Annotated in this window: 23 protein-coding genes; 17 read left to right on the forward strand and 6 right to left on the reverse strand. The window is 54.3% G+C overall.

Annotation, left to right across the window (positions count from 1 at the left end; translation table 11 throughout):
* Positions 1–145: 145 nt before the first annotated feature.
* Positions 146–2338 carry a bifunctional rhamnulose-1-phosphate aldolase/short-chain dehydrogenase gene (locus AAGA79_RS06780; protein ID WP_411828018.1) on the reverse strand — a complete coding sequence of 731 codons (2193 nt, stop codon included), beginning with the start codon at positions 2336–2338 and terminating at the stop codon, positions 146–148.
* An 86-nt stretch (positions 2339–2424) separates the two neighbouring features.
* Here AAGA79_RS06780 and AAGA79_RS06785 point away from each other — a divergent pair, with 86 nt between their 5' ends.
* Positions 2425–3186 (forward strand): DeoR/GlpR family DNA-binding transcription regulator, encoded by a 762-nt coding sequence (locus AAGA79_RS06785; protein WP_411828019.1) that lies wholly within the window; start codon positions 2425–2427, stop codon positions 3184–3186.
* 369 nt (positions 3187–3555) lie between these two features.
* Here AAGA79_RS06785 and AAGA79_RS06790 read toward each other — a convergent pair whose 3' ends face one another.
* Positions 3556–4836 (reverse strand): glycerate kinase, encoded by a 1281-nt coding sequence (locus AAGA79_RS06790; RefSeq protein WP_411828020.1) that lies wholly within the window; start codon positions 4834–4836, stop codon positions 3556–3558.
* Between the two features lie 102 nt (positions 4837–4938).
* On the opposite strand from AAGA79_RS06790, the gene AAGA79_RS06795 reads away from it, so the two are divergent.
* From AAGA79_RS06795 to AAGA79_RS06815, 5 genes are all read left to right on the forward strand, one after another.
* Positions 4939–5583 carry a 50S ribosomal protein L25 gene (locus AAGA79_RS06795; RefSeq protein WP_411828021.1) on the forward strand — a complete coding sequence of 215 codons (645 nt, stop codon included), beginning with the start codon at positions 4939–4941 and terminating at the stop codon, positions 5581–5583.
* A gap of 124 nt (positions 5584–5707) precedes the next feature.
* The gene (locus AAGA79_RS06800; protein ID WP_411828022.1) at positions 5708–6331 is read left to right on the forward strand and encodes a MarC family NAAT transporter; all 624 of its coding nucleotides are present in this window, start codon (positions 5708–5710) and stop codon (positions 6329–6331) included.
* Positions 6332–6388: 57 nt separating this feature from the next.
* Positions 6389–7039 (forward strand): aminoacyl-tRNA hydrolase, encoded by a 651-nt coding sequence (gene pth / locus AAGA79_RS06805; protein ID WP_411828023.1) that lies wholly within the window; start codon positions 6389–6391, stop codon positions 7037–7039.
* Positions 7032–7262, forward strand: coding sequence for a 30S ribosomal protein S6 (locus AAGA79_RS06810; RefSeq protein ID WP_411828024.1), 231 nt, complete (start codon positions 7032–7034; stop codon positions 7260–7262). The genes pth and AAGA79_RS06810 overlap by 8 nt, the downstream gene beginning before the upstream one ends.
* 76 nt (positions 7263–7338) lie before the next feature.
* On the forward strand, positions 7339–7833 hold the full coding sequence (locus tag AAGA79_RS06815) for a single-stranded DNA-binding protein (RefSeq protein WP_411828025.1): 495 nt from the start codon (positions 7339–7341) through the stop codon (positions 7831–7833).
* 119 nt (positions 7834–7952) lie between these two features.
* On the opposite strand, the gene AAGA79_RS06820 is transcribed toward AAGA79_RS06815, so the two are convergent.
* Together AAGA79_RS06820 and rpe are read right to left on the reverse strand one after the other, a co-directional pair.
* Positions 7953–8507, reverse strand: coding sequence for a plasmid pRiA4b ORF-3 family protein (locus AAGA79_RS06820; protein WP_411828026.1), 555 nt, complete (start codon positions 8505–8507; stop codon positions 7953–7955).
* 56 nt (positions 8508–8563) lie between these two features.
* Positions 8564–9229, reverse strand: coding sequence for a ribulose-phosphate 3-epimerase (gene rpe / locus AAGA79_RS06825; protein WP_411828218.1), 666 nt, complete (start codon positions 9227–9229; stop codon positions 8564–8566).
* Positions 9230–9415: 186 nt separating this feature from the next.
* Here rpe and tadA point away from each other — a divergent pair, with 186 nt between their 5' ends.
* Positions 9416–9898, forward strand: coding sequence for a tRNA adenosine(34) deaminase TadA (gene tadA, locus AAGA79_RS06830; RefSeq protein WP_411828219.1), 483 nt, complete (start codon positions 9416–9418; stop codon positions 9896–9898).
* Between the two features lie 66 nt (positions 9899–9964).
* Positions 9965–11191, forward strand: a complete 1227-nt coding sequence (locus AAGA79_RS06835) for an aspartate kinase (protein WP_411828027.1) — start codon at positions 9965–9967, stop codon at positions 11189–11191.
* A 12-nt stretch (positions 11192–11203) separates the two neighbouring features.
* Here AAGA79_RS06835 and AAGA79_RS06840 read toward each other — a convergent pair whose 3' ends face one another.
* Complete coding sequence (locus tag AAGA79_RS06840) at positions 11204–11665, reverse strand: RidA family protein (RefSeq protein ID WP_411828028.1); 462 nt, start codon at positions 11663–11665, stop codon at positions 11204–11206.
* Positions 11666–11765: 100 nt separating this feature from the next.
* Between AAGA79_RS06840 and AAGA79_RS06845 the strand changes: the two genes are divergently transcribed.
* Positions 11766–12164 carry a GFA family protein gene (locus AAGA79_RS06845; RefSeq protein ID WP_411828029.1) on the forward strand — a complete coding sequence of 133 codons (399 nt, stop codon included), beginning with the start codon at positions 11766–11768 and terminating at the stop codon, positions 12162–12164.
* On the opposite strand, the gene AAGA79_RS06850 is transcribed toward AAGA79_RS06845, so the two are convergent.
* On the reverse strand, positions 12161–12694 hold the full coding sequence (locus AAGA79_RS06850; protein ID WP_411828030.1) for a MarR family winged helix-turn-helix transcriptional regulator: 534 nt from the start codon (positions 12692–12694) through the stop codon (positions 12161–12163). The genes AAGA79_RS06845 and AAGA79_RS06850 overlap by 4 nt on opposite strands.
* Positions 12695–12838: 144 nt before the next feature.
* Between AAGA79_RS06850 and AAGA79_RS06855 the strand changes: the two genes are divergently transcribed.
* The 8 genes from AAGA79_RS06855 to AAGA79_RS06890 all read left to right on the forward strand — a co-directional run bounded on the left by AAGA79_RS06855 (position 12839) and on the right by AAGA79_RS06890 (position 22040).
* Positions 12839–13699, forward strand: a complete 861-nt coding sequence (locus AAGA79_RS06855; RefSeq protein WP_411828031.1) for an ABC transporter permease — start codon at positions 12839–12841, stop codon at positions 13697–13699.
* Between the two features lie 20 nt (positions 13700–13719).
* Positions 13720–14775, forward strand: coding sequence for an ABC transporter substrate-binding protein (locus tag AAGA79_RS06860; protein WP_411828032.1), 1056 nt, complete (start codon positions 13720–13722; stop codon positions 14773–14775).
* Positions 14776–14798: 23 nt separating this feature from the next.
* Positions 14799–15533, forward strand: a complete 735-nt coding sequence (locus AAGA79_RS06865; RefSeq protein WP_411828033.1) for a formylglycine-generating enzyme family protein — start codon at positions 14799–14801, stop codon at positions 15531–15533.
* Positions 15534–15537: 4 nt separating this feature from the next.
* A complete protein-coding gene (locus AAGA79_RS06870) occupies positions 15538–16392 on the forward strand; it encodes a sugar phosphate isomerase/epimerase family protein (RefSeq protein ID WP_411828034.1) in 855 nt (284 codons plus the stop codon).
* Between the two features lie 13 nt (positions 16393–16405).
* The gene (locus AAGA79_RS06875; RefSeq protein WP_411828035.1) at positions 16406–17620 is read left to right on the forward strand and encodes an aromatic ring-hydroxylating oxygenase subunit alpha; all 1215 of its coding nucleotides are present in this window, start codon (positions 16406–16408) and stop codon (positions 17618–17620) included.
* Between the two features lie 68 nt (positions 17621–17688).
* Positions 17689–18534, forward strand: a complete 846-nt coding sequence (locus tag AAGA79_RS06880; protein WP_411828036.1) for an alpha/beta hydrolase fold domain-containing protein — start codon at positions 17689–17691, stop codon at positions 18532–18534.
* A gap of 735 nt (positions 18535–19269) precedes the next feature.
* Positions 19270–20850, forward strand: a complete 1581-nt coding sequence (locus tag AAGA79_RS06885) for an N-6 DNA methylase (RefSeq protein WP_411828220.1) — start codon at positions 19270–19272, stop codon at positions 20848–20850.
* Positions 20847–22040, forward strand: coding sequence for a restriction endonuclease subunit S (locus tag AAGA79_RS06890; protein ID WP_411828037.1), 1194 nt, complete (start codon positions 20847–20849; stop codon positions 22038–22040). The genes AAGA79_RS06885 and AAGA79_RS06890 overlap by 4 nt, the downstream gene beginning before the upstream one ends.
* Position 22041 lies beyond the last annotated feature (1 nt).

Below are 22041 nucleotides of genomic sequence, written 5' to 3' on the forward strand. Positions count from 1 at the left end.
CCGGTGAGGTAAGTGAGAAACTCTGTGCCTCTCTCGGCTCCTATTCCTGAATTTCCGTTAATTAACAAAAAAAAACACCCGGCTCCGATGATGGGGCCGGGTGTTTTGTAATTGTTTGCCGCCTTATTTAGCCGGCGCTCCGCGACTAGCGGAGGAAGGCTTCATGAAGACCACCGTCTACGGTGATGATCTGGCCAGTGGATTTGCTGAGGCGGTTCGTAACGAATACGAAGTAAGCTTCGGCTTGGTCAGCTGGTGTGATCGGGGACTTGGTGAGCGTGCGGTCAGCGTAGAACTGGGCGAGCTTGTTAACGAGGGATTCTGTTTCCTCGCTGTCCTTGTAGTCGATGTCGTATTTCGCGAGGGAGCCGATGACGCGCTCACGTGGGAACATTGCGGAACCTTTGACCACTGTGGCCGGTGCAACTGCGTTGACGCGGACGAGCGGGGAAAGTTCGATGGCAAGCTCACGAACGAGGTGGTTGGCAGCTGCTTTCGATGTGTCGTAAGCGAGGGAACCTTTTTTCGCGACAGCGCCGTTGGCGGATGTCGTGAGAACGAGGTTGCCTTTGAGGCCTTGCTCTTTCCAGCTCTTGAACGCTTCGTCTGCTACCAGGTAGGAGCCGGTTACGTTGATGTTGAATGTGAGCGCCCACTTGTCGTCAGGGATGTGACCTGTTGTATCGGATGGGACGAAAATACCTGCAGTGATGCAGATATGGTCGAAGCCGCCGTATGCAAGTGCAACCTGGTCGAGCATTTCACGGATGCTGGTGCGGTCCGTGATGTTGCCGCCGAGGCCGATTGCTGGGCCGCAGCCGGAGATACCGGAGCCTGCAACGCCGATTCCTACGCCGTAGATGTCGGTGATTTCCTTAGCAGTTGCTTCAGCAGCCTCCTTGTTAAGGTCAACACAAACGATGTTTGCGCCTTCTTTAACGAGACGATGTGCTGTTTCTTTGCCGATACCGGAACCTGCGCCGATGACGATTACTGTCTGACGAGCGAGCTCTTTCTCAGCTGGCATACGCTGAAGCTTAGCTTCTTCGAGGAGCCAATATTCGATGTCGAATGCTTCCTGTTGTGGAAGGGAGATGTATTCGTCGATTGCTTCCGCACCGCGCATAACTTCTACCGCGCAGTTGTAGAATTCCGCAGTTACGCGGGATTCTGACTTGTCCTTGCCCCATGAGATCATGCCGAGGCCAGGAATGAGAACCACTGTAGGGTTCGGGTCGCGCATTGCAGGGGAGTTGTCGTGTTTGCACTTATCGTAATACTTCGCGTAGTCCTTGCGGTATTCGATGAGGGCTTTGCCGAGCTTGTCCTTGAGGGCTGCTGCGTCTTCGCTTTGTGGGTTCCAAGCGACGTAGAGTGGCTTGATTTTAGTGCGGAGGAAGTGGTCCGGGCAGGATGTGCCGAGTTCGGCAAGACGTGGAGCGTCTTTGGAGTTTACGAAACGAAGGATTTTCGGATCGTCCTGAATAGTTCCGACGAAGCGTTTCTGTTGGGAAACTTGGCCGCGGAGCCATGGAAGGATGCCTGCGAGTGTGGCGCGGCGCTCAGCTTCCGGGAGAGTTTCGTATTGCTGACCACCGAATGCTGCTGCGTCGCCGCCTTTGGCTTCGTATTTGTCTTCGATGTATTGTGCTGCCTTGTCGATGAGACGGAGTGTGAGCTCGTAGCAACCTTTGTCACAATCATCCCATGAAATGAAGCCGTGCTGGCCCATCATGATGGCTTGTGTGGAAGGTTTCTCTTTTTCGATTGCTTCCATTGCGAGGCCAAGCTCGAAGCCCGGGCGCATCCACGGCACGTATTCCATTTCACCTTCGAAAATCTCTTTGGTTAGAGCTTCGCAGTTTTTGGAAGCAGCGATGGCGATGATCGCGTTCGGGTGCATGTGGTCCACGTGCTTGCCGGAAAGGAAGCTGTGGAGTGGGGTGTCGATGGAGGAAGGACGTGGGTTGAGGTTGAAGGTGGTGTGTGAATACATACCTACCATCTCGTCTTCCGCTGGTGTCTTGAGGCCGTTGTCCGCTTTGTTCGCGTATACGGTCTGAAGGGAGATGAGTTTGTCCTGATAGAGGGAGGAGAAATTCTCGCGCTTGGATGTACGAAGGTCGCCGCCGGAGCCTTTGACCCAGAGAACTTCAGTCTCTTTTCCTGTGAGTGGGTCTACTTCCATAATTTTGGAAGATGTGTTGCCACCACCTGTGTTTGTGATGCGCTGATCAGCACCAAGAATATTGGAGCGATAAACGAGACGATCTACTGGATCGAGTGAAGCTGCGTGGGAATCGTCCCATGAATAAGTAACGTGCTTGTATTGGGTCATATATCTGGTGGTAATGGTCTCAAGTGACTCGGGCCAGACTTGCGATTTGACCGGACAAAGAGCAAGAAAAAAGAAGAAAAACCAATATGCTAGCAATAGAAAGACAGAGGAAAATCCTAGATACGGCAAAGCGTGAGGGAGCGGTGCGGACGCAGGAGCTGGCTTCGTCATTGGGTGTCACGGAGGAAACAGTTAGGAGGGATCTGGACACCCTTTCCCGCCAGGGACTCCTGCGGAGAACGCATGGCGGGGCGGCGGATATCTCGATGGTGATCAAAGAGAGCACACAAACGGAGCGCGAGGCTAGACAGGCTGCGGAGAAAACGACAATCGCGCGTCTGGCAGCGAAAAAAATAGGTGATAACGAGACAATCATGTTGGACGCAAGTTCCACAACTCTTGAGCTGGCGCATCATATTCCCAAGGGAAAGGAAAAGCTGCGGGTTTTGACATATTCGCACGATGTCGTCGAAAAACTTTCCGTCAGGAGCGATATCGAGCTCATCCTCCTCGGTGGTGTGTTCGAGCCAAAAGGAAGGAGATTTATGGGTATGCTTACCGAAATTGGTATACGGACCTTCAATATCGACCGCTTCTTTTTTTCAGGCCATGGCTACGATACTACTTTGGGGGTGGGGGAGCCAAATCCCGAGGAAAGCCGGCTGAAGGCGACTGCGATGACTCATGCCCGGTGGAAATGCGCACTAATGGACCACACGAAACTTGGCAGGAAAACAGACCACTTTTTCGTGAAACCCGAGGAGATCGATCTTTTTATCACCGATAGTGTAACAGAGGCATTCCGGAAAAGTATGGAAGATCAGGGGATCAAAATTCTCTCCGCATAGTTATATATACCATGGAAAGCTCGCGGTGGCGGATCTCAGTGATTCGGGCACAGGGCCTTACCGATGAATGTTCTCAGTATTGCGGGGGGTAATTTTACCCTATCACGGAAGCGTAGACACCCTCTGACGTGATCGATTTCAGGATATGCGGCCACGTAGTGCTCTATTTTCCTCAGCAGAACAAGAGTAAGCGGAGATGTGATGTTTCTGACTCCGCGATGGAAAAAGAAGTCACTGCCTACCTAAGTCGCCGGCATTTTATATCCCAACGACCGCGTGGCTGCAGGGAATTCTGCTAAAACCATAGCTTCGATCAATTTCAGGCGTTCTCCTCGAAAAATTGAACCCCCGGAATAGTATTCGTTCGCTTCATAGCACATAGGGAATCTTGTTCTCCATGCAGTAGTTGAATTGCCGGGCATTCTCTGCTTCTTCCGACTTTTTTCCCCATCGTTTTTCCTGGTGGAATATCTGATGGGCTAACCTTGCTGCGCCGGATTCGAGGATCTTTGGCGCGTTGGCGATTGCCTCCTCAGTGGACATGGGGCCGTTCAGGATTGTGGATATCCCATCGAAAAAATCGAATAGCTGTTCATCGTCGACGACCCGTCCTGCCAAGGCATAGACCGGTGCCCGATGCTTGCGTGCCAGCTTTGCGATGCCGAAGGGGACTTTTCCGTTCAGTGTCTGTGCATCGAGGGAGCCTTCAGCTGTTACGACGAAGTCCGCGCATGAAATGATCTCTTCGGCTCCTACTGCGCTGGCCACGCAATCGAATCCACATTCCAGCCTGGCATTGCAAAAACTCATTAGTCCGAATCCCAGGCCGCCGGCTGCTCCTGCTCCGGAGGATTCTTTGAAGTCTGTCCCGAGCTCCCTATATATAATCCGTGCCACATGGGCCAATGCCGCTTCCGAGGTTTCCGCCTCTTCTGGAAGCAGGCCTTTCTGCGGGCCGTAGATCGCAGTGGCACCTTGTTCGCCAAGCAACGGATTTCCCACATCACAGGCCACGGTGATTTCCGGAAGGGAAATGACATCGGTAGCATCTATTTTTGCGATTGAGAGGAAATTTGCGGGGATTGGGTCCACCTCGTTGCCTCCTGTGTCCAGAAATCTATATCCGAGTGCTGCCGCCATTCCGATGCCCGCGTCATTGGTAGCGCTACCGCCGATGCCAATAATTATTCGCCGGACACTCATTCCTATGGCTTCGCGGATGAGTTGGCCGACCCCGAAGGTTGATGATTTGCCTATATCACGGTCCTCGCTGGATATCCTCCACAGGCCGTTGGCGTTTGCTGATTCGATAACCGCTGTCTTGACCGGATATTTGATGAAAAGAAACTCGGTCTCAACCGCCCTCCGTAAAGCATCCTGTACAGTGACTGTCTTGCGTGTATGGAACGAATCAGTGCCTTTGGAAAACGCCTCGATAATGCCCTCGCCACCATCAGCCAAGGGGAGGAGTGTATATTTGGCATCCGGGAAGAATTTCGCAAATCCAGCCTGGATTGCACTCGCAGCCTCGCTCCCTGTAAGAGCTCCTTTGAATTTATCAGGCGCGATGACGATATTCACATCATGTTTTTGAACTGCTTTTTCCTTTTGGTCCAGAAATCCCGTTGTTTTGTTTGAAAGTTTAAACAAGTTTTTGACATCCACGCGATTGCCGCGTAATAAGCGCGCCCCGCAGGCAAGAGGACTTCCTGCGGTATCGGAGACGAACACCAAATAATAAGAACTTTAGATATGGCCAAGAAAACAACACTCAAAGCGGCGCCGCGCCTTCGCAGCGGATCAGGAAAACTCAAGCAAATGCGCCGTGAGGGATGGCTTCCATCCGTCGTTTATGGTCGTGGTGTCGAAAACGTAAACCTCAAGGTTGACGCTAAAACATTCTCCGAGCTTCTTTCTCACAGTACTTCCGACAACATCCTCATCAACCTTGATGTGGAAGGTGAAGGTACACGTTCCGTTTTCCTGAAAACAATCCAGCATGATCCACTCACAGGTGTTGCTCTTCACGCGGATTTCCTCGCAGTGAACGACAAAACCGAGATCACAGCGAACATTCCTGTAAACCTCGTTGGCGAATCCAAAGGTGTGAAAGCCGGCGGTATCCTTGAGCAATACGCTCACACCATCGAGATCACCTGTTTCCCGAAAGACCTTCCTGAAGGCATCGAGCGTGACATCTCCCACCTTGACGATGGTGACTCACTTCACATCAGTGATCTTGAGTTTCCTGAAGGCGTGACTCCTACACACGGTCCTGAGACTGTTGTTGCACACATCGGCAAACCAGCCGCACTCGTTTCCGAGGAAGCATCCGGTGAAGAAGCTCAAGCGGCTTCCGAAGTACCTGCTACCGCACAGACTGCTCCTGCAGAGTAGATCTTAGGGATAACCTGACTTTTATAAACGTCCGTGGTTCATGCCACGGGCGTTTTTTATTGGGTCGGAACAATAAACTCGAAGTGAGGGCGGATACCCTTCAAGACTCAGGCACCGCCCAGTTATGGAAATTACAGTTTTTCTCACCACATTCGCAGCGTTGATCGCGATCTGCAATCCGCTAGGAAACGCCGCGATTTTTCTTTCCATCACCGATGGGGAAAAATCGGGTGAACGACATGCCCAAGCTACCAGAGGTTGCATCTATATGCTCCTGATACTTCTGGCGTTCTTCTTTTGCGGGCAGGCGATCATGAGTTTCTTTGGGCTCAGTCTGCAAGGGATACGTATTGCCGGAGGATTGGTAATCGTGAAAATCGGTTTCGGCCTGCTCACCCCGGAAACGAAGGACACGCATACCGACGAGGAACATGAGGAGGCGTTGGACAAACCGGATATTTCTTTTTCACCCCTTGCTATGCCATTGCTGTCCGGGCCGGGCGCCATCGCAACTGTTATCGGATTAAGTGCGAACTCCGGCGGGCGTTATTGGGCTTATAGCCAGATGATTATGGCGATTTTCGCGGTAGTGATGATTTGCTGGGTGATTCTGATAAATTCAGAGCGGTTGCTCGGATTTCTAGGTGTGAACGGTGCGAATGCTCTCACCAAAATCATGGGATTCATTCTCCTCTGCATCGGTGTTCAGCTCTGTATCAATGGAGTTCTCGAGCTAGTTTCCAAGTAAGTCCGTCGTTTAGGTATTTTCATTTGATCCACTGGCTCAGGCAGACAGATTTCATCTATGAGTATTAAAATGATCATCGGATTGGGGAATCCCGGCCGTCAGTATGAAGACACCCGTCATAACGTCGGCTTCATGCTGCTCGATAAAATGGCCCCGTACGGTCAGGCATCGTTCAAGACAGAGCCGAAGTGGCAGGCTCATACGGCAAAAATGGACGATGGAACCTTATTGGTTAAGCCCCAGACGTTTATGAATCTCAGTGGTCGTTCGGTGGGCCAGATTATGCGCTTTTTTAAATGGGAGCCGGAGCAGATCCTGGTGATTTACGATGACGTGGCCTTACCGCTGGGACACCTGCGTTTCAGGGAAAAGGGATCCGCCGGAGGACACAATGGAATCAAATCCATGATCGAGCATCTGGGAGGAGATCAGTTTCCCAGACTCAAAATGGGAATCGGTGCGGCACGCCCGGGGGAGATGACCGGACACGTTCTTGGTAAATTCGCCCCGGACGAGCGTGAAGATCTCGAAAACATGCTTGCCACAGCAGTGGAAGCTGTCCAAGTTTCGCGCTCCCAAGGTATTGCCTTGGCATCAAATCGCTTTAATACAGCTAAGAAGAAACCAACACCTAAAAAAGAAGATGAGCCGCAAATACGAAGGTCTGATTGCACTGACAACGAAGAGCCAGGAAGGCAGCATGGATGACCTTGTCACCGCTATTTCCAAAGAAATCGAAGCCGCTGGCGCCAAGGTCGACAAAATCGACAACATGGGCCGCAGGGATTTCGCTAACACTCCACGTAAGATCACTGGTGCACACTACGTGACCTACTCGATCACCGGTGAGCCTGATTGCATCGTCAAGATCCAGGAAAAACTTTCCCTGAACGATTCCGTTTACCTGAATCAGTTCAACCGCGTAGCGTAAGCTGCCAAGTCCTTGGCGGTGGATGCAAAATACCGCTGAAAATCGTTCCGCTTCACATTCCTAACATCTCTCTGAAATGGCCAACCTGAACAAAGTCATGATCATGGGTAATCTCACAAGAGATCCCGAACTTAGGCATACTCCAAAGGGCACTGCTGTGGCCGATCTCGGCGTGGCTGTGAACCGCAGGGTTCAGGACGGTGGTGGCGGCTGGAAGGATGAGACAACCTTCGTGGACGTTACCGTATGGGGTAGCACTGCCGAGAATGCCAACAAGTATCTCAGCAAGGGCCGCGGTGTCTTCATCGAAGGCCGCCTGCAAATGGATGTCTGGGACGATAAGAACACCGGTGAGAAACGCAGCAAACTTAAGGTGGTTGCAGAGACTCTCCAGTTTCTTCCCGACGGCAAAGGCGGTGGTGGCGGCGGCGGCGGCGGCGGCGGAGCACCACGACAATCCGGCTACGACAATGGTGGTGGCAATTCCGCGCCACAATCTCCTTCTCCAAGACAGGGCGCTTCACCGGCCCCAATGGATGATTTCCAGGAGGAAGATGATATCCCGTTCTAAATCCGGAATAATACTCCTGTCCTAGGACTTCTCTCCGACATTTGATTGTCGGGGATTTTTTTTGACCAGGACCCACATGATAGTGCCGTAATACAGCCTATCTTGCTGGAAATCGTGATTTACTTCCGTTTGCGGGTGGCCTTTTTGGTGAAGTCGACAGCCTTGATGTCGAACACCTCCGGATCGTAGCCCGGGTGCGCCCATTCGATTTCACCGGCAAGCGCCTGCATGTATTGGAAGGCGCCGCCGAAATCCTCCGGTGGGCAGGCACGTTCACCGGAAATCATCTCCGGGCCGCCTTCTCCTTCCATCCGTTTGTCGAAGACTACCTCGTGGATCCATTCATCCGCAAAGTCGTAGCGGTAGAGCATCCGCAGCGGCAGCCGCTTGCGGCCCATGTAGTTGGAAACGGTCAGTGCCGTTTCATCCTGAAATTCTCCCAATGTCTGATCGGCGAGGCCCACCGGGCCGATGACGTCTACAAGGCGTTTGCCTTTTCCATGGCGGAACTCATGCGGGTGTTTGTTATCCCAGCCCATTGCTGCTTGGATCGCATCGCTGAGTTCCAGAAAGGTGACGGAGGTGGAGATGGAAAATGTACGCGAAATCTTTGGCTGAATGCCATAAGTGAAGACCTTCACCACCACACGTTCCGCTGCCGATTTCTTTGCCATGCTGAATGTTAGAGAAAGCTGGCGGGACTTTCAAATGGAAAGCTACACGAACCGCTTCAAGCTTCGCGAATTCCTTGCACTGCGGCGGCCATATCCTTGGCGCCGAAAGTGGTGGAGCCCGCAACCATTACGTTCGCACCTGCCTTGGCGCTGATTGCTGCTGTTTCCACGCCGATCCCGCCATCCACTTCAATGTGGTAGCTAAGATTGTTTTCACGACGGTAGTCGGCTGCTGCTTTTACTTTTTCCATAACATCTTCCATAAATGGCTGACCGCCAAAGCCCGGAACGACCGTCATGCAGAGCAAAAGATCGATCTTATCGAGATAGGGGACCACATCTGAAAACGGTGTGGCGGGATTGAGTGCGAGACCGGCTAGGCATCCGGCGCGGCGGATTCGCTGCAAGGTATCGGTCACGTCATGATCAGCTTCAACGTGAACGGTAATGCAGTCCGCACCTGCTGCGACGTAGCAGGGCAGGTAGTGATCCGGACGTGAGATCATCAAATGCACATCGAGGAATACGTCATTGGTTTCGTGGATTGCCTGGATCATCGCCGGACCGAAGGAAATATTGTCTACGAAATGACCGTCCATCACATCCAGATGGAGCCAATCTCCGCCTGCATTGATAGCTCTGGTTACCTCTTCTCCTACTCTTGAAAAGTCTGCAGCTAGAAGTGAGGGGGCAATGACGCGGTCCGTGTATTTCTTCTTGATCACAGTTAAAAAGAAAGCAGGTCTGGGGCCGTTGCGAAGAAAAAATGCTGACGTGAGCCTTGATTCTTCAAACTAACAGGTGGCCTGAACGGGGGCGGATCTAACAGGAAGACTGGTATTTGCTGGATTTAAGGAGGCTTACGGTTGTTCTATGTGCGCAGCCAAAAAATGACTGAAGAACCGATTATCGACCTCCATAGCGACGCCCATTTTATGCAGCAGGCCCTTCGTGAGGCGCACAAGGCCTATGCGGCCACGGAAGTTCCCGTGGGGGCAGTCGTGGTATATGAGGGGCGGATCATCGGTCGCGCATGGAATCAGGTGGAAACGCTCCAGGATGCCACCGCTCATGCGGAAATGTTGGCTCTCACCGCTGCCCAGCAGGCATTGGGTGGCTGGCGGCTGGATAAATGCACACTTTTCGTCACGAAAGAGCCATGCCCGATGTGTGCCGGGGCCATCGTTCATTGCCGGCCGGATCGGGTAGTGTTCGGTATCGGCGATCCAAAAGCAGGCGCAGCGGGGGGGTGGATTAACCTTCTGGATGCGAATCCACCGCTCAACCATCGCTGCGAGGTTACTTCCGGGGTTCTTGCGGAGCAGTCTCTGGAGCTTCTGCAGAGCTTCTTCCGGGAAGCGCGGCAGAAAAAGAAAATGAAGGAATCTTGAAAATAGTTCTTCATTCGCTGTTGAAGTTTTCCCGCGAACCATTTTGACTCTGCTCCCTTCGAATCCATGGCACTGATTGTTCAAAAATACGGCGGCACATCCGTCGGCTCCATCGACCGTATCCGCAATGTTGCAGGGCGGATGAAACGCACCCGCGACGAGGGCAACCAAGTGGTGGCCGTTGTCTCCGCAATGGGCGGCGTTACCGATAAACTCATCGCACAGGCACGGGAGCTCAACGAAGTGCCATCCGAGCGTGAAATGGATGTTCTTCTGGCGACAGGTGAGCAGCAATCCATCGCTCTTGTCTCAATGGCGCTGCACGCCCTTGGCGTTGAGGCTGCATCCATTACCGGCAGGCAGGCGGGAATCGTCACCTCGGGCAGTCACACACGCGGCCGGATCGAAACCATGGACCCCAGCGCGATGCAGAAGCTCCTCGCCGAGGATAAGACACTCGTGGTGGCCGGTTTCCAGGGCATCACACAAGATGGCTGGGTGCACACACTCGGGCGTGGTGGTTCCGACCTCACTGCCATCGCCATCGCAGCTTCCATCAAGGCGGATCTCTGCCAGATTCTGACCGATGTGGACGGGGTATATACCTGTGACCCCCGCGTGGTGAAGAACGCCCGCAAGCTCCCTGAAATTTCTTACGACGAGATGCTGGAAATGGCCTCGTCCGGCTCCAAGGTCATGCAATCCCGCTCTGTGGAATTTGCTAAAAAATATGGCGTGATCTTCGAGGTCCGCTCGTCTCTCAATGACAATCCCGGCACAAAAGTGCTAGAAGAACATCCCAATATGGAAAACGTAGTCATCCGCGGTATCTCAATCGAGCGCTCCCAAGCGCGTGTCACCATCTCCGGTATTCCGGATCATCCGGGAATGTCCGGGAAAATCCTCGGTGCTCTTGCCGATGCTGAAATCAACCTGGATATGATCGTTTCGAACATTTCGAACGATGATCGCTCCAAGCATTCCTTCACCATGCACTCGAACGATCTTGGCAAGGCGCAAGCCGCGCTGAAGCCGGTTCTCGCGGAGCTTTCCAAGGATGCGAAGATCGAGACAGAGGCGGGAATCGCCAAACTTTCCGCCGTGGGTATCGGCATGCGCTCTCACTCAGGTGTTGCCGCGACGATGTTCAAGGCACTTGGCGACAAAGGTATTAACATCGGTATGATCTCCACATCGGAAATCAAGATTGCCGTCACCGTCGATGAAATCCACATCGAGGATGCCGCCCGCGCCGTTCATGACGCGTTTGGCTTGGATAAAGAGCCTGTATAAGGCTCGGGTTGGTTATTTTACCTCCACCGTGAGGTTGATTTCCACGGCTACATTCAGCGGGAGGGCTGCTGCGCCGAGTGCGGTGCGGGAGTGTTTTCCGCGCTCGCCGAAGATTTCGACGAGAAGCTCGGAAGCGCCATTGACGACTACCGGGTGGCCGTAGAAATCCGGATCGGAGTTTACGAAGCCGTTTAGTGAAACGACTTGCACGACATTGTCGAGAGATCCGATCGCTTCCTTGATCACTGCCAGGCGGTTGAGGATGATGATGCGCGCACCTTTGACCGCGTCTTCGACGGAGCAGGCGGAAGGGACTTTTCCGAGGATCTTGGTTTCACCGTCGATTGGCAGACCGCCGGATAGGAAAAGGAGGTTTCCACTGCGCACATAGTTCACGTAGGCGGCTACAGGAGCCGGCACTTCAGGAAGGGAGAGGCCGAGGGATTCGATTTTGGCGAGAGTATCGTCTTGCATGCGCGGATAGTGCCGCGCGGCCATTGCCTGTCACGGCGATTTTTGTGGAATGTAGCTGTGGCGGTTTTGACTTTGATTCGCTGCTGGGATATGACCGGTTATGATCAAAGGTGGATGTCTCTGTGGTGCGGTTCGCTACCGGCTTGCCAAGCCCGCGTTGCAGACCTGTCTATGCCATTGTGTGGATTGCCGGAAGGCGAGTGGGGCTCCGGCGATGGCCTGGACGTTTTTCCACAGCGGTGCGATGGAGTGGGAGAAAGGTATGCCGAAGGTTCTGGAATTTGCACAAAGAGAGCGCTCCTTTTGCGGGGATTGCGGCACCCCGTTGATGTTTTTTGACCCGGCCTTGCCTCATATTTTCGAGGTCAGCACCTGCAGTCTCGATCATCCGGAAAATCACCCGCCCAAGGACCAGTGCTGGCTGATGGACGGTATTCCATGGAGTCAGACAATCGGTGGACTTCCGAAATATGATGAATATTCGCCGATTCCAGATTAGGCCTTTGGTTTCGGCTTCGGTGCATCGGTCATCTTGTTTTTCAGAAGATCACGATGCTGTTGCAGGCCGGTTCCGTTGAGGATTTTTTGCAGTAGTTGGGCCATGGTATCAGCTTCCTCCTCGGTGAGATGTTGGGAAAAGACATCGTCGATCAAGGGCTTATAGGTCTCCCAGGTGCTTATGATCGCTTTGCGTCCTTTGGCGGTGAGTTTTACCCAAAAAACGCGACCGTCGTTTCTGGATTGAGTGCGGGTTACCAGCCCGGAGTTTACTAGGGTCGTTACGCGGCGTGACATACCACTGTTGCTCAAGAGGACGGCCTCGGCCAGTTCGCTCATGCGGAGGGTTTCCTTTGGCGCTTCGTTCAGGGTGAGGAGAACGTCGTAGTCATTGAAGGTGAGTAGGCCGGACTTCTGCAGTTCATCATCGATCTGGCGGTAGGCATGTGCGTGGACGGTTAGTAACAAACGCCAGGCCACCTGATGTGATTGAGTGGTGTTTCGGATATCCGATAGTTGCTGCAGGGCCATGTCGTGATCTTAGATAGGGAGTTCGTGTGGAAACTAGAAGAAGTTGTGGATAAGGACTAGAATAATTATTTGCGGATGCAAATAAATAACGCGCTGGCACGGTGGGTGCTTGATTTGGGGTGATTGTTCCAATCTTTAAGAATCATGAAATCCACCACCTGCAGCGCTCTGATCACCTCCGTGGGAGAGGCTTTTGAGAAGAAAGAAAAGTCCGGCACACGTAGATCGATCTTCGAGTTCCGGCATCGGATCGGATTCCGCGGTCGGCTCGGCCTTGGCGTCGCCGCTTGGCTCGTGTTCCTCGGAGTCTGGCAGATGGTGTCTGTTCTGGGGCTTGCGGACCCGACTTTGTTTCCTTCGCCGGTGAAGGTGTTCGAGGCGTGGATCACCCTTTTTGCCGAGAAAGAGTTCGCCGCGGATGTGTTGCAGAGCTTGAAGCGGATTTTCGTAAGCTTCGGTATAGCGGTGGCCATCGCTCTTCCATTGGGAATATTCATGGGCGCATTCAGCCCGGTGGAGGGATTCCTGAATGCATTGGCCTCACCATTCCGCTACCTCCCGGCGCCTTCTTTTGTGCCCTTGCTCCTGATGTGGCTGGGGACAGGGGACTCGCAAAAGATCGCACTGCTGGTGCTAGGGGTAGTGTTTTTCCTGATCACCTTGTTCATGGACAATACGAAGTCCGTGCCGGTGGAGCTGGTGGAATGCTCGCGAACTCTTGGTGCGGGGAAAATGACCGTGCTGCGGAGAATACTGCTACCCGCTGCCATGCCGCTCTATCTGGATACCGCGCGGCAGATGCTGGCGGTGAGTTGGACCTACCTGGTGATCGCCGAGATCGTCGCCGCCACGGATGGCATCGGCGCGATGATGATGCGGGCCAAACGGTTCGTCCAGGTGGACAGCATCATGGCCGGGATTCTCACCATCGGGCTGCTGGGCCTGATCTCCGATCTAGTGATCCGCCTGATCCATAAAAAGGCTTTCAAATATCTGAACGAGTAAACGCGAAACGAAAAATACATATGAAACTACGACTGATAACATTGATGATGGGCGCGGCACTGCTTTCCGCGAGCTGTAAGAAGGACGAAGCGACGACGAAGAACGAGGAAGGCAAAGAGGTGGTGAAAGTCTCCCTGTTCTCATGGCCGGGCTATGCATTCTGGTATTTGGCGAAGGAGAAAAACCTGGTGCCTGAGCTGGAGTTGGAAATCACTATTATCGAGGATCCGTATGAGAGCTTCGCGCAGATGTCCGCCGGTCAACTCGATGTGACTTCCTCCACTGTGGAATACGGCCCGATCGCCGCAGACCAGGGTGTGCCGGTGAAAATGGTCACCTATACCAATCCATCCTATGGCACCGATAAAATCATTTTCGGTCCATCCGTGGAAACCGCGGCGGATCTGAAAGGCAAGCAGGTGGCTGTGCTGGAAGGCGGCCTCACACAGATCTACATGGGCATCTGGCTGGAGGAGAATGGCGTGAAATTCGATGAGGTGGAATACACCAATGTCATCATGGATGATGCGGTGGCCGCGATGGTCAGTGGATCGGTGGCAGCGGGTGAGTTCTGGGAGCCATTCGGCGGGAAGGTTCTTTCCACGCTGAAAGGTTCCAAGGTCATGGCGACCTCCAAGGATCCGTATTTCAAAAAAACCGCATTGCTTGGCGATGGGATGTATATGAGCTCGAAATTCCTCGAAGAACGCCCTGAGGCGGCTGCGCTGACCATGAAGGCCTACTTCGCGGCGGTGAAATACTGGAAAGAGAATCCAGAGGAGGCGAACAAGATCATGGCCGATGCACTCGGATTTTCAGTGGAGGATATCGTAACCGTAATCGGTGCCGATGGCAGCGCGAAAGATGGCGGGATCTACCCGTTCAATCTCGAGGAAGCGGCGAAATTCATGGGCGTAATGGAAGGTGAGCCTCCATTCGGCTCGAACAACGAGATCACCCGCCATTGGGACCTTACCACCGAGTGGTGGTTGAAATTCGAAATGGTGAAAAAGGCTTACCCGATGGAAGCCGGCATCGATATCACGCCGATCCAGGCCGTAGTGGACAACAAATAATCAAAATTCTTTCCCATCACCTTATGCAAAATCAATCTCATCCCGAGACCGTGGAACGGCTTACCACCGGTCTGCTGAAAATGGTCTCTGTTCCTTCCGGTCGCTACGCGATGGGGGGGATGGAGGATGATAAATTCGTCTCGGAAGTGGAACTGCCCTCCCATGAGGTGACAGTGGAACGCGGGTTCCTCATTTCTGAAACTCCTGTGACGAGAGATGAGTGGTGTGAGGTGATGGGAGGGATTCCTGCCGGAAATCTACCGGGGCTGCCCGGAGATGTTCCGGTGGTTTCCGTCAGTTTCGCGGATGCGCAAACGTTTTGCCGCGAAATTGGTGAAAACCACCGGCTGCCCAGTGAGGCGGAATGGGAATTCGCCTGCCGTGGGGGGCGGGGGACGATTTTCCCGAATGGTTCGAACATCTCCACCGAGGAGGCGAACTACTTCTACGATGAGCTGGGCTTCCAGATCGGCAAAGGCCGGCTGATGCCCGTGCGCTCCTACGGAGCCAATGAATTCGGCCTTTTCGATACAGTCGGGAACGTCTGCGAGTGGGTGGCCGATGTATGGCACCCGGGCTACGCGGGCGCTCCATCCGATGCACAGCCATGGCTGGAAGGCGGGAAACGCGGCTACCGCGTGATCCGTGGCGGTGGCTGGGATCATCTGCCGCGTGTGCTTCGCGCATCGTGGCGGGATTGGGCCCCGGAGGCCGCCTGTTGGGATAATCTGGGATTCAGGGTGGTGAAAGATTTATAGAAACATGAAAGCAACGTTATTTAAGACAGTTTGGGGACACGAGGGCTCATTCGCCGAGGCGATCGAGTTGGCCAGGGAGGCCGGGTTCGAGGGGATGGAAGCACCTGCTCCTGAGGATACCGGGGAGCGGAAAGCATTTTTCGGAGATTTGGCGGAAGGCGATATGAGCTGGATCGCGGAGGTCAGCACCTGCACACAGGATGGCCTTTTCGTTCCTGATCCGGGTCACTCGGCGGAGGACCATCTGGCTTCCCTGGAAGCCGGTGTGGTGCGCAGCCTGGAGGGCTCTCCTTTGTTCGTGAACACCATGGGCGGCTACGATGCTTGGTCCTTTGATGAGGCGATGAAATTCCATGAGGGTGTGCTGGCTATGGAGAGCCAATATGGGATCGGTATTTCGGTGGAAACCCACCGCGGCAGATACAGCCACAATCCATGGCTGATGCGGGATGTGCTGAAACGCCTGCCGGATCTGAAAATCACCTGCGACTTCAGTCACTGGTGCGTGGTTACCGAGCGTCTGATCCTGGATCAGGAGCAGGAGATTCTGGAGTTGGCCGCGAAGCACGCGCACCATATCCAGCCACGGGTGGGCTACGGGCAGGGACCGCAGGTGCCGGATCCACGGGCCCCGGAATATCTGTATGCCGTGGAGGCGCACGAGCGCTGGTGGGATGTGGTCTGGGACTCCATGGCGGAGCGGAAATTTGAACAGGTGACCATGACTCCCGAGTTCGGGCCGGATGGCTACCTGCAGGCGGCACCATTCACCCAGGTGCCTGTGGCGGATCTATGGGAGGTGAACTGCTGGATCGGCCATCGGCTGAAGGAGCGGTTCGAGAAAAAATACAATCAATAACCAAAATTAAACTATGAACACAGTAATGAATGAACCCGTCGGGAAGGCCGTAGCGCCGGAGCTCCTAGAGAAGGTGAAGGAAACTGCGGCAAAGCCGCGCGAGCGCTCGGAATCGATGCCGCCGGGGATCTACACGGATCCCGCCTACATGGAGTTCGAGCAGAAAGAGGTTTTCCAGAAGGACTGGATTTCGCTCTGCCACGTTTCCCAGGTGGCTAAGACGGGCGATTTCGTCCGGGCGGATGTCGGTGGCGAGCCGATGCTGGTGATGCGCGGGAAAGACGATCAGATCCGTGTGGTTTCACGGGTATGCAGGCACCGCGGCATGGATGTCATGCCAGCCGGATTCGGACATCCGGAAGAGGGGAACAAGCGTGTGATTCTCTGCCCTTACCACCTCTGGAGCTATGACCTTACCGGGAAAATGATCGGCGCGCCGGAAATGCAGGAAGCGGAAGGCTTCGATAGGAGCGAGGTCTGCCTTCACAATTACCGCAGCGAGATCTGGGAGGGCTTTGTCTTCGTTACGCTTTCCGATGATATTCCTTCGATCTCGGAGAAATACAGCCGTTTCAAGGATGAGTTCGTCGGGAAATGGGACATGGGCAACGCGAAGCTCGTTTGGTCGCAGCACTGGGAGTGCAAGTTCAACTGGAAGATCCTTCTGGAAAATTTCATGGAAGCCTATCATCACCTCGGCGCGCATATGAAGACTCTGGAGCCGTTTCTCCCGGCCAAGGGCTGCTGGACGGAGCCGTTCGATCCTGAATTTTCCGCGATGCATCTTCCTCTGAAAAAGGAAATGCAGGAGGAAATCAAAGCCAGCGGAGATGCGGGAACGCCGTTTCCGACTTTCCCGAACCTGGACGGCGAGGATCTGCTGGAGTGGGGTGTCTACCTGGGCTTCCCGAACTTCCTGCTCTTCACCGCGCCGGACCGCGTTTACTGGTATCGTCTGCTCCCTACCGGACCGGAGACCTGCACACTCATGACCACCATGATCGTGCCGTCTGCCGCTCTGGAAATGGAGAATTACGAGGAGGTGAAGGCCAAGGAAGTAGCAGGAGGCATCGCATTCCACATGGAAGACATGGAAGTCTGCGAAGCCACCCAGAACGGAATGCGTTCCGTCAGCTACAAGCAGGGTCGCCTCAGCCACCTGGAAGAGCCGATCTGGCATTTCCAGAAATACATGGCGGAGAAGATCAAGGCTGCCGAGTCCCGCTAGCCACCGCGGCCCGCGGATAAGATGAGAGGGTGCTTTGACCGTTTCCAGAATGCTGTGTAAGCACGTGCATGTTTTGGAAACGGAAGACTCTCCCAATGCTCGCGCTTTCCGCGCTGGCCGCACTTTCGATTTCTTGTGTGCCGGTCTTTAGCGGTGGGGATGGTGGAGTGGATTTTCAGAAAAAGAAGAACCTCTCCTATGTCCCTGCCGCTTGGCCAAAGAACCTGAAGGGTGACCTTTATCTACCTGAGACCGGTGCCGGAAAGGCGCCGGTTGTTCTGTTGATACATGGCGATGCGCGGATGGGCACGGATGGGCGCTGGCACCTGGCAGGGATTGCCCAAAAGCTGGCGCGGCGGGGTTACGCGGTTTTCAACATTACCTACCGTATGGCTCCGGAATGGGAGTATCCGGCACCGCTGGATGATGCACGGATGGCCACTGCCTGGCTTCACGATCATGCGGATGAATACGGGATCGATCCCGAACGCATCGGTGTCTGGGGTTATTCCGCGGGCGGCTATGTGGGCCTCCTCACCTCGATGACGGCTGAACCGGGCGAGTTTCAGGCGGCCGTGGCGGGAGCCTCTCCCACGAACCTGATGTATTACTCGGGCGGGCAGCTGATCCAGAATTTCCTGGGTGGGAGGTTCGAGGATATCCCGGAAAAATACTGGGAAGCCTCGCCGGTGAACTACGTCACGGCAGATAGCCCGCCGGTGTTCTTCTATCATGGGGAAGACGATTTACTGGTGAATCCGGATCACCTGTGGGAAATGAGTGGTAAGTTGGATGAATCCGGCGTGCCGAACGAGGTCTACTGGATCCGGAAAAAAGGACACGTCCGCGCATTCTTCGATCCCGATGGCGCGATCGATCAGGCGATTGATTTCCTGGATCTGTATCTTAAATAGACACTCTGAAATGCGATCCCGATCGCGGAGACCGTTTGCACCGAACGCGTCCGCGAGCAAAGGTGAGAGGCGAGCCGCTGAGGGCCCGGCCCTTGGAAAGAAGGCGCGTCAGGCAGTATTGTCCGAGGCGTTGCTTACAAGGTGAGAGGCGTTGCTTACAAGGTGAGAGGCGTTGCTTACAAGGTGAGAGACGTTGCTTATAAGGTGAGAGGCGTTGCTTGTAAGGTGAGAGACGTTGCTTATAAGGTGAGAGACGTTGCTTATAAGGTGAGAGGCGTTGCTTATAAGGTTCGAGACGTTGCTTATAAGGTCCGAGGCGTTGCTTGTAAGGTCCGAGGAGTTGCTTATAAGGTCTGAAGCGTTGCTTGTAAGGTCCTCCGGTCCGTTAGTAAGCAAACTGGGGTTGTTTGGAAGCAAAGAGACTAGCTTTTCTGGGAATCTCCTCTCTTTTGTAGATATGGGTGGTTGATTGATATCTAGTTACCCGTCGAAACAGAGAAGAGATATCGAGTGCGTCTTATCAAATAAACGGACGGATGGACAAACTTGTCTGAATAAATACTGAGGCTGATTTTAAGGGGGCGAAGGCGGTAAGCTCTGGTTTGTTAGCGGATAAGGAGATTAATACATACGACATAGAATCTATTTTTGCTTTTAAATCATAAGTCTTTCATTGGGAGTCTTCCTGATTTTCCTTTTCGTGCACATGGGGTGGCGGCTAGAAAGTTCCAGCCTATGCATTGGACAAAACCCGCCACCGCCGACGACTCCCACGCCGCCCTTGAGAAGAAACTCTGGGATGCCGCGAACATGCTCTGGGCAGGGGCGGATCTGAAACCTTCCGAATACTCGCCGACCGTGCTCGGGCTGATCTTCCTGCGCTATGCGGATGTGCGCTTTGCCGCCGTGGAGAAGGATCTGAAACCGCAGGCAGGATCGCGCCGGAAGATCAGCGCGACGGATTACCATGCCGCCGGTGTCATCTACCTGCCGGAAAACGCCCGTTTCGCGGAGCTGCTGAGCCTGCCGGAGGGAGCGAACACCGGGCAGGCGATCAATGACGCGATGCGCGCCATTGAGAAGGAGAACCCGGATCTCGCCGATGTGCTGCCCAAGACCTACCACATCCTCGACAGCCGCACGCTCGCGGAGCTGCTGAAAGTCATGGCCTCCATCCCCATGGACAAGGGCGGCGATACCTTTGGCCTGATCTACGAATACTTTCTCGGGAAATTCGCCATGACGGAGGGTCAGAAGGGCGGGGAGTTCTACACACCCACCTCCATCGTCAAGCTCATCGTCGAGATCCTGGAGCCTTACCACGGGCGCATCCTGGATCCCGCCTGCGGTTCCGGCGGCATGTTCATCCAGTCCGCCCGCTTCGTGGAGGAGCATCGGAAAAACCCCACCACGGACATTTCCGTCCACGGCCAGGAGCGGGTCACGGATACCTCGCGGCTCGCGCGGCTGAATCTCGCCGTCCACGGGCTGAGCGGGGACATCAAGCAGGGGAATACCTACTACGAGGATCTTCAGGACTCCGTCGGGCGTTTCGATTTCGTGCTGGCGAACCCACCGTTCAATGTCAGCAAGATCGATAAGGAAAGGCTCTCCGGCGATCCGCGCTACCCCTTCGGCATCCCGCGCACGGACAACGGGAACTACCTCTGGATCCAGCACTTCCACTCCGCGCTGAACCGCACCGGACGCGCCGGATTCGTCATGGCAAACTCCGCCGCCGATGCCCGCGCCTCCGAGCAGGAGATACGCGAAAAGATCATCCGCGCCGGGGATGTGGATGTCATGGTCGCCATCAGTCCGAACTTTTTCTACACTGTCAGCTTGCCCTGCACCCTTTGGTTCTTCGATAAGGGGAAAGCCGGCACCGACCGCGCGGACAAGGTGCTCTTCATTGATGCCCGCCACATCTTCCGCCAGCTCGACCGGGCCCACCGGGATTTCACCCCCGCCCAGCTCGAGTTCCTCGCGAACCTCGTCCGCTTCTATCGCGGCGAGGATCTGGAGTTCGCCCACGGCTCCGAGGGGAAATGGGAGGAAGTCTTCGGCGATGCAGCGGGCTACACCGATGTCCCAGGGCTGTGCAAGGCGGCGACCCTCGCCGAAATCGAAGCCCAGGGCTGGTCGCTCAATCCCGGCCGCTACGTCGGCGTTGCCAAGGGCGAGGATCTCAGCGACGAGGATTTCAAGGAACAGCTCGAAGCACTGAACGAGGAACTTGAAGTGCTGAATGCCGAGGCACGGGAGCTTGAGGAGAAGATTGCGGAAAACGTCGTGGAACTTTTGGAAACGGCATGAGCAACGCGAACGTCAAATTAGACGAAGTCGTGACGCTTTACGACTCGCTCCACAAAACGCCCCCCGGTTACAAGGACGAAGGGTATCCGATGATCCGTGTCACAGACATTCGGCGCGGTTTCGTGGATACCAATGGAACTAAGCGCGTAGACTACGAGACATTCCGAGAATTTTCCAAAAAACACCGTCCTACAGTTGGAGATATTCTTTTCACAAGAGTAGGCTCCTACGGCAATTCATGTTTTGTGAATCGAGATGAGGAGATTTGCCTCGGGCAGAACACAGTTTGCATTACTCCAGCTCAAAAGAGATTAGATCCATACTACCTGTATTGCTGTCTCAATTCTGAAGTAGTATCCGCTCAGATTGAGAGCTTCGTTGGAGGCGCGTCACAGCCGACAATTAGTTTGCGGAACATCAAGGAGATCGAAATCCCACTCCCCGACCTCCCCACCCAACGCAAGATCGCGGGCATCCTCTCGGCCTACGACGACCTGATCGAGAACAACCTGCGCCGCATCAAGATCCTGGAGCAGATGGCGCAATCCCTCTACCGCGAGTGGTTTGTCCACTTCCGCTTTCCCGGCCACGAATCCGCAACCTTCAAAGGCTCCGAACTCGGCCGGATTCCGGAAGGGTGGGAGGTGAAGAAGCTCGGGGAACTTGCAGACCAGATGCGACGGGGCGTTTCAAAGGGGAAACTGGATGAAGTCACACGCTACGTCGGACTTGAACATATTCCCCGTCAATCTCTCGCGCTGGACGCTTGGGAGGAGGTTATCGAACTCGGGTCGAACAAGCTTCTCTTCGAGCGGGGAGATGTCCTCTTCGGCAAGATTCGTCCCTACTTCCACAAGGTGGTTGTCGCTCCCTTCGATGGAGTTTGTTCCGCAGACACCATCATCATCCGTGCGAAGAAACCAGATCATCGCGCATTGGTTACATTCTGCGTTTTTACCGAAGCCTTTGTCGCCCACGCCACTGCAACATCGAACGGCTCCAAGATGCCGCGAACGGATTGGAAGGTTCTGAAAGATTATCCGCTCGTCCTTCCGCCAAAGGATTTGTTGGCACGCTTCTCCACGCTTTCCGAAACTGCAATCGACCAACAGCAGAACCTAGTCAAACGCAACCAAACCCTCCGCCACAGCCGCGACCTCATTTTACCCAAGCTTCTGAACCAAAAATAAA

It is taken from the genome of Luteolibacter sp. AS25 (genome assembly GCF_046736275.1).
GTDB lineage: Bacteria > Verrucomicrobiota > Verrucomicrobiia > Verrucomicrobiales > Akkermansiaceae > Luteolibacter.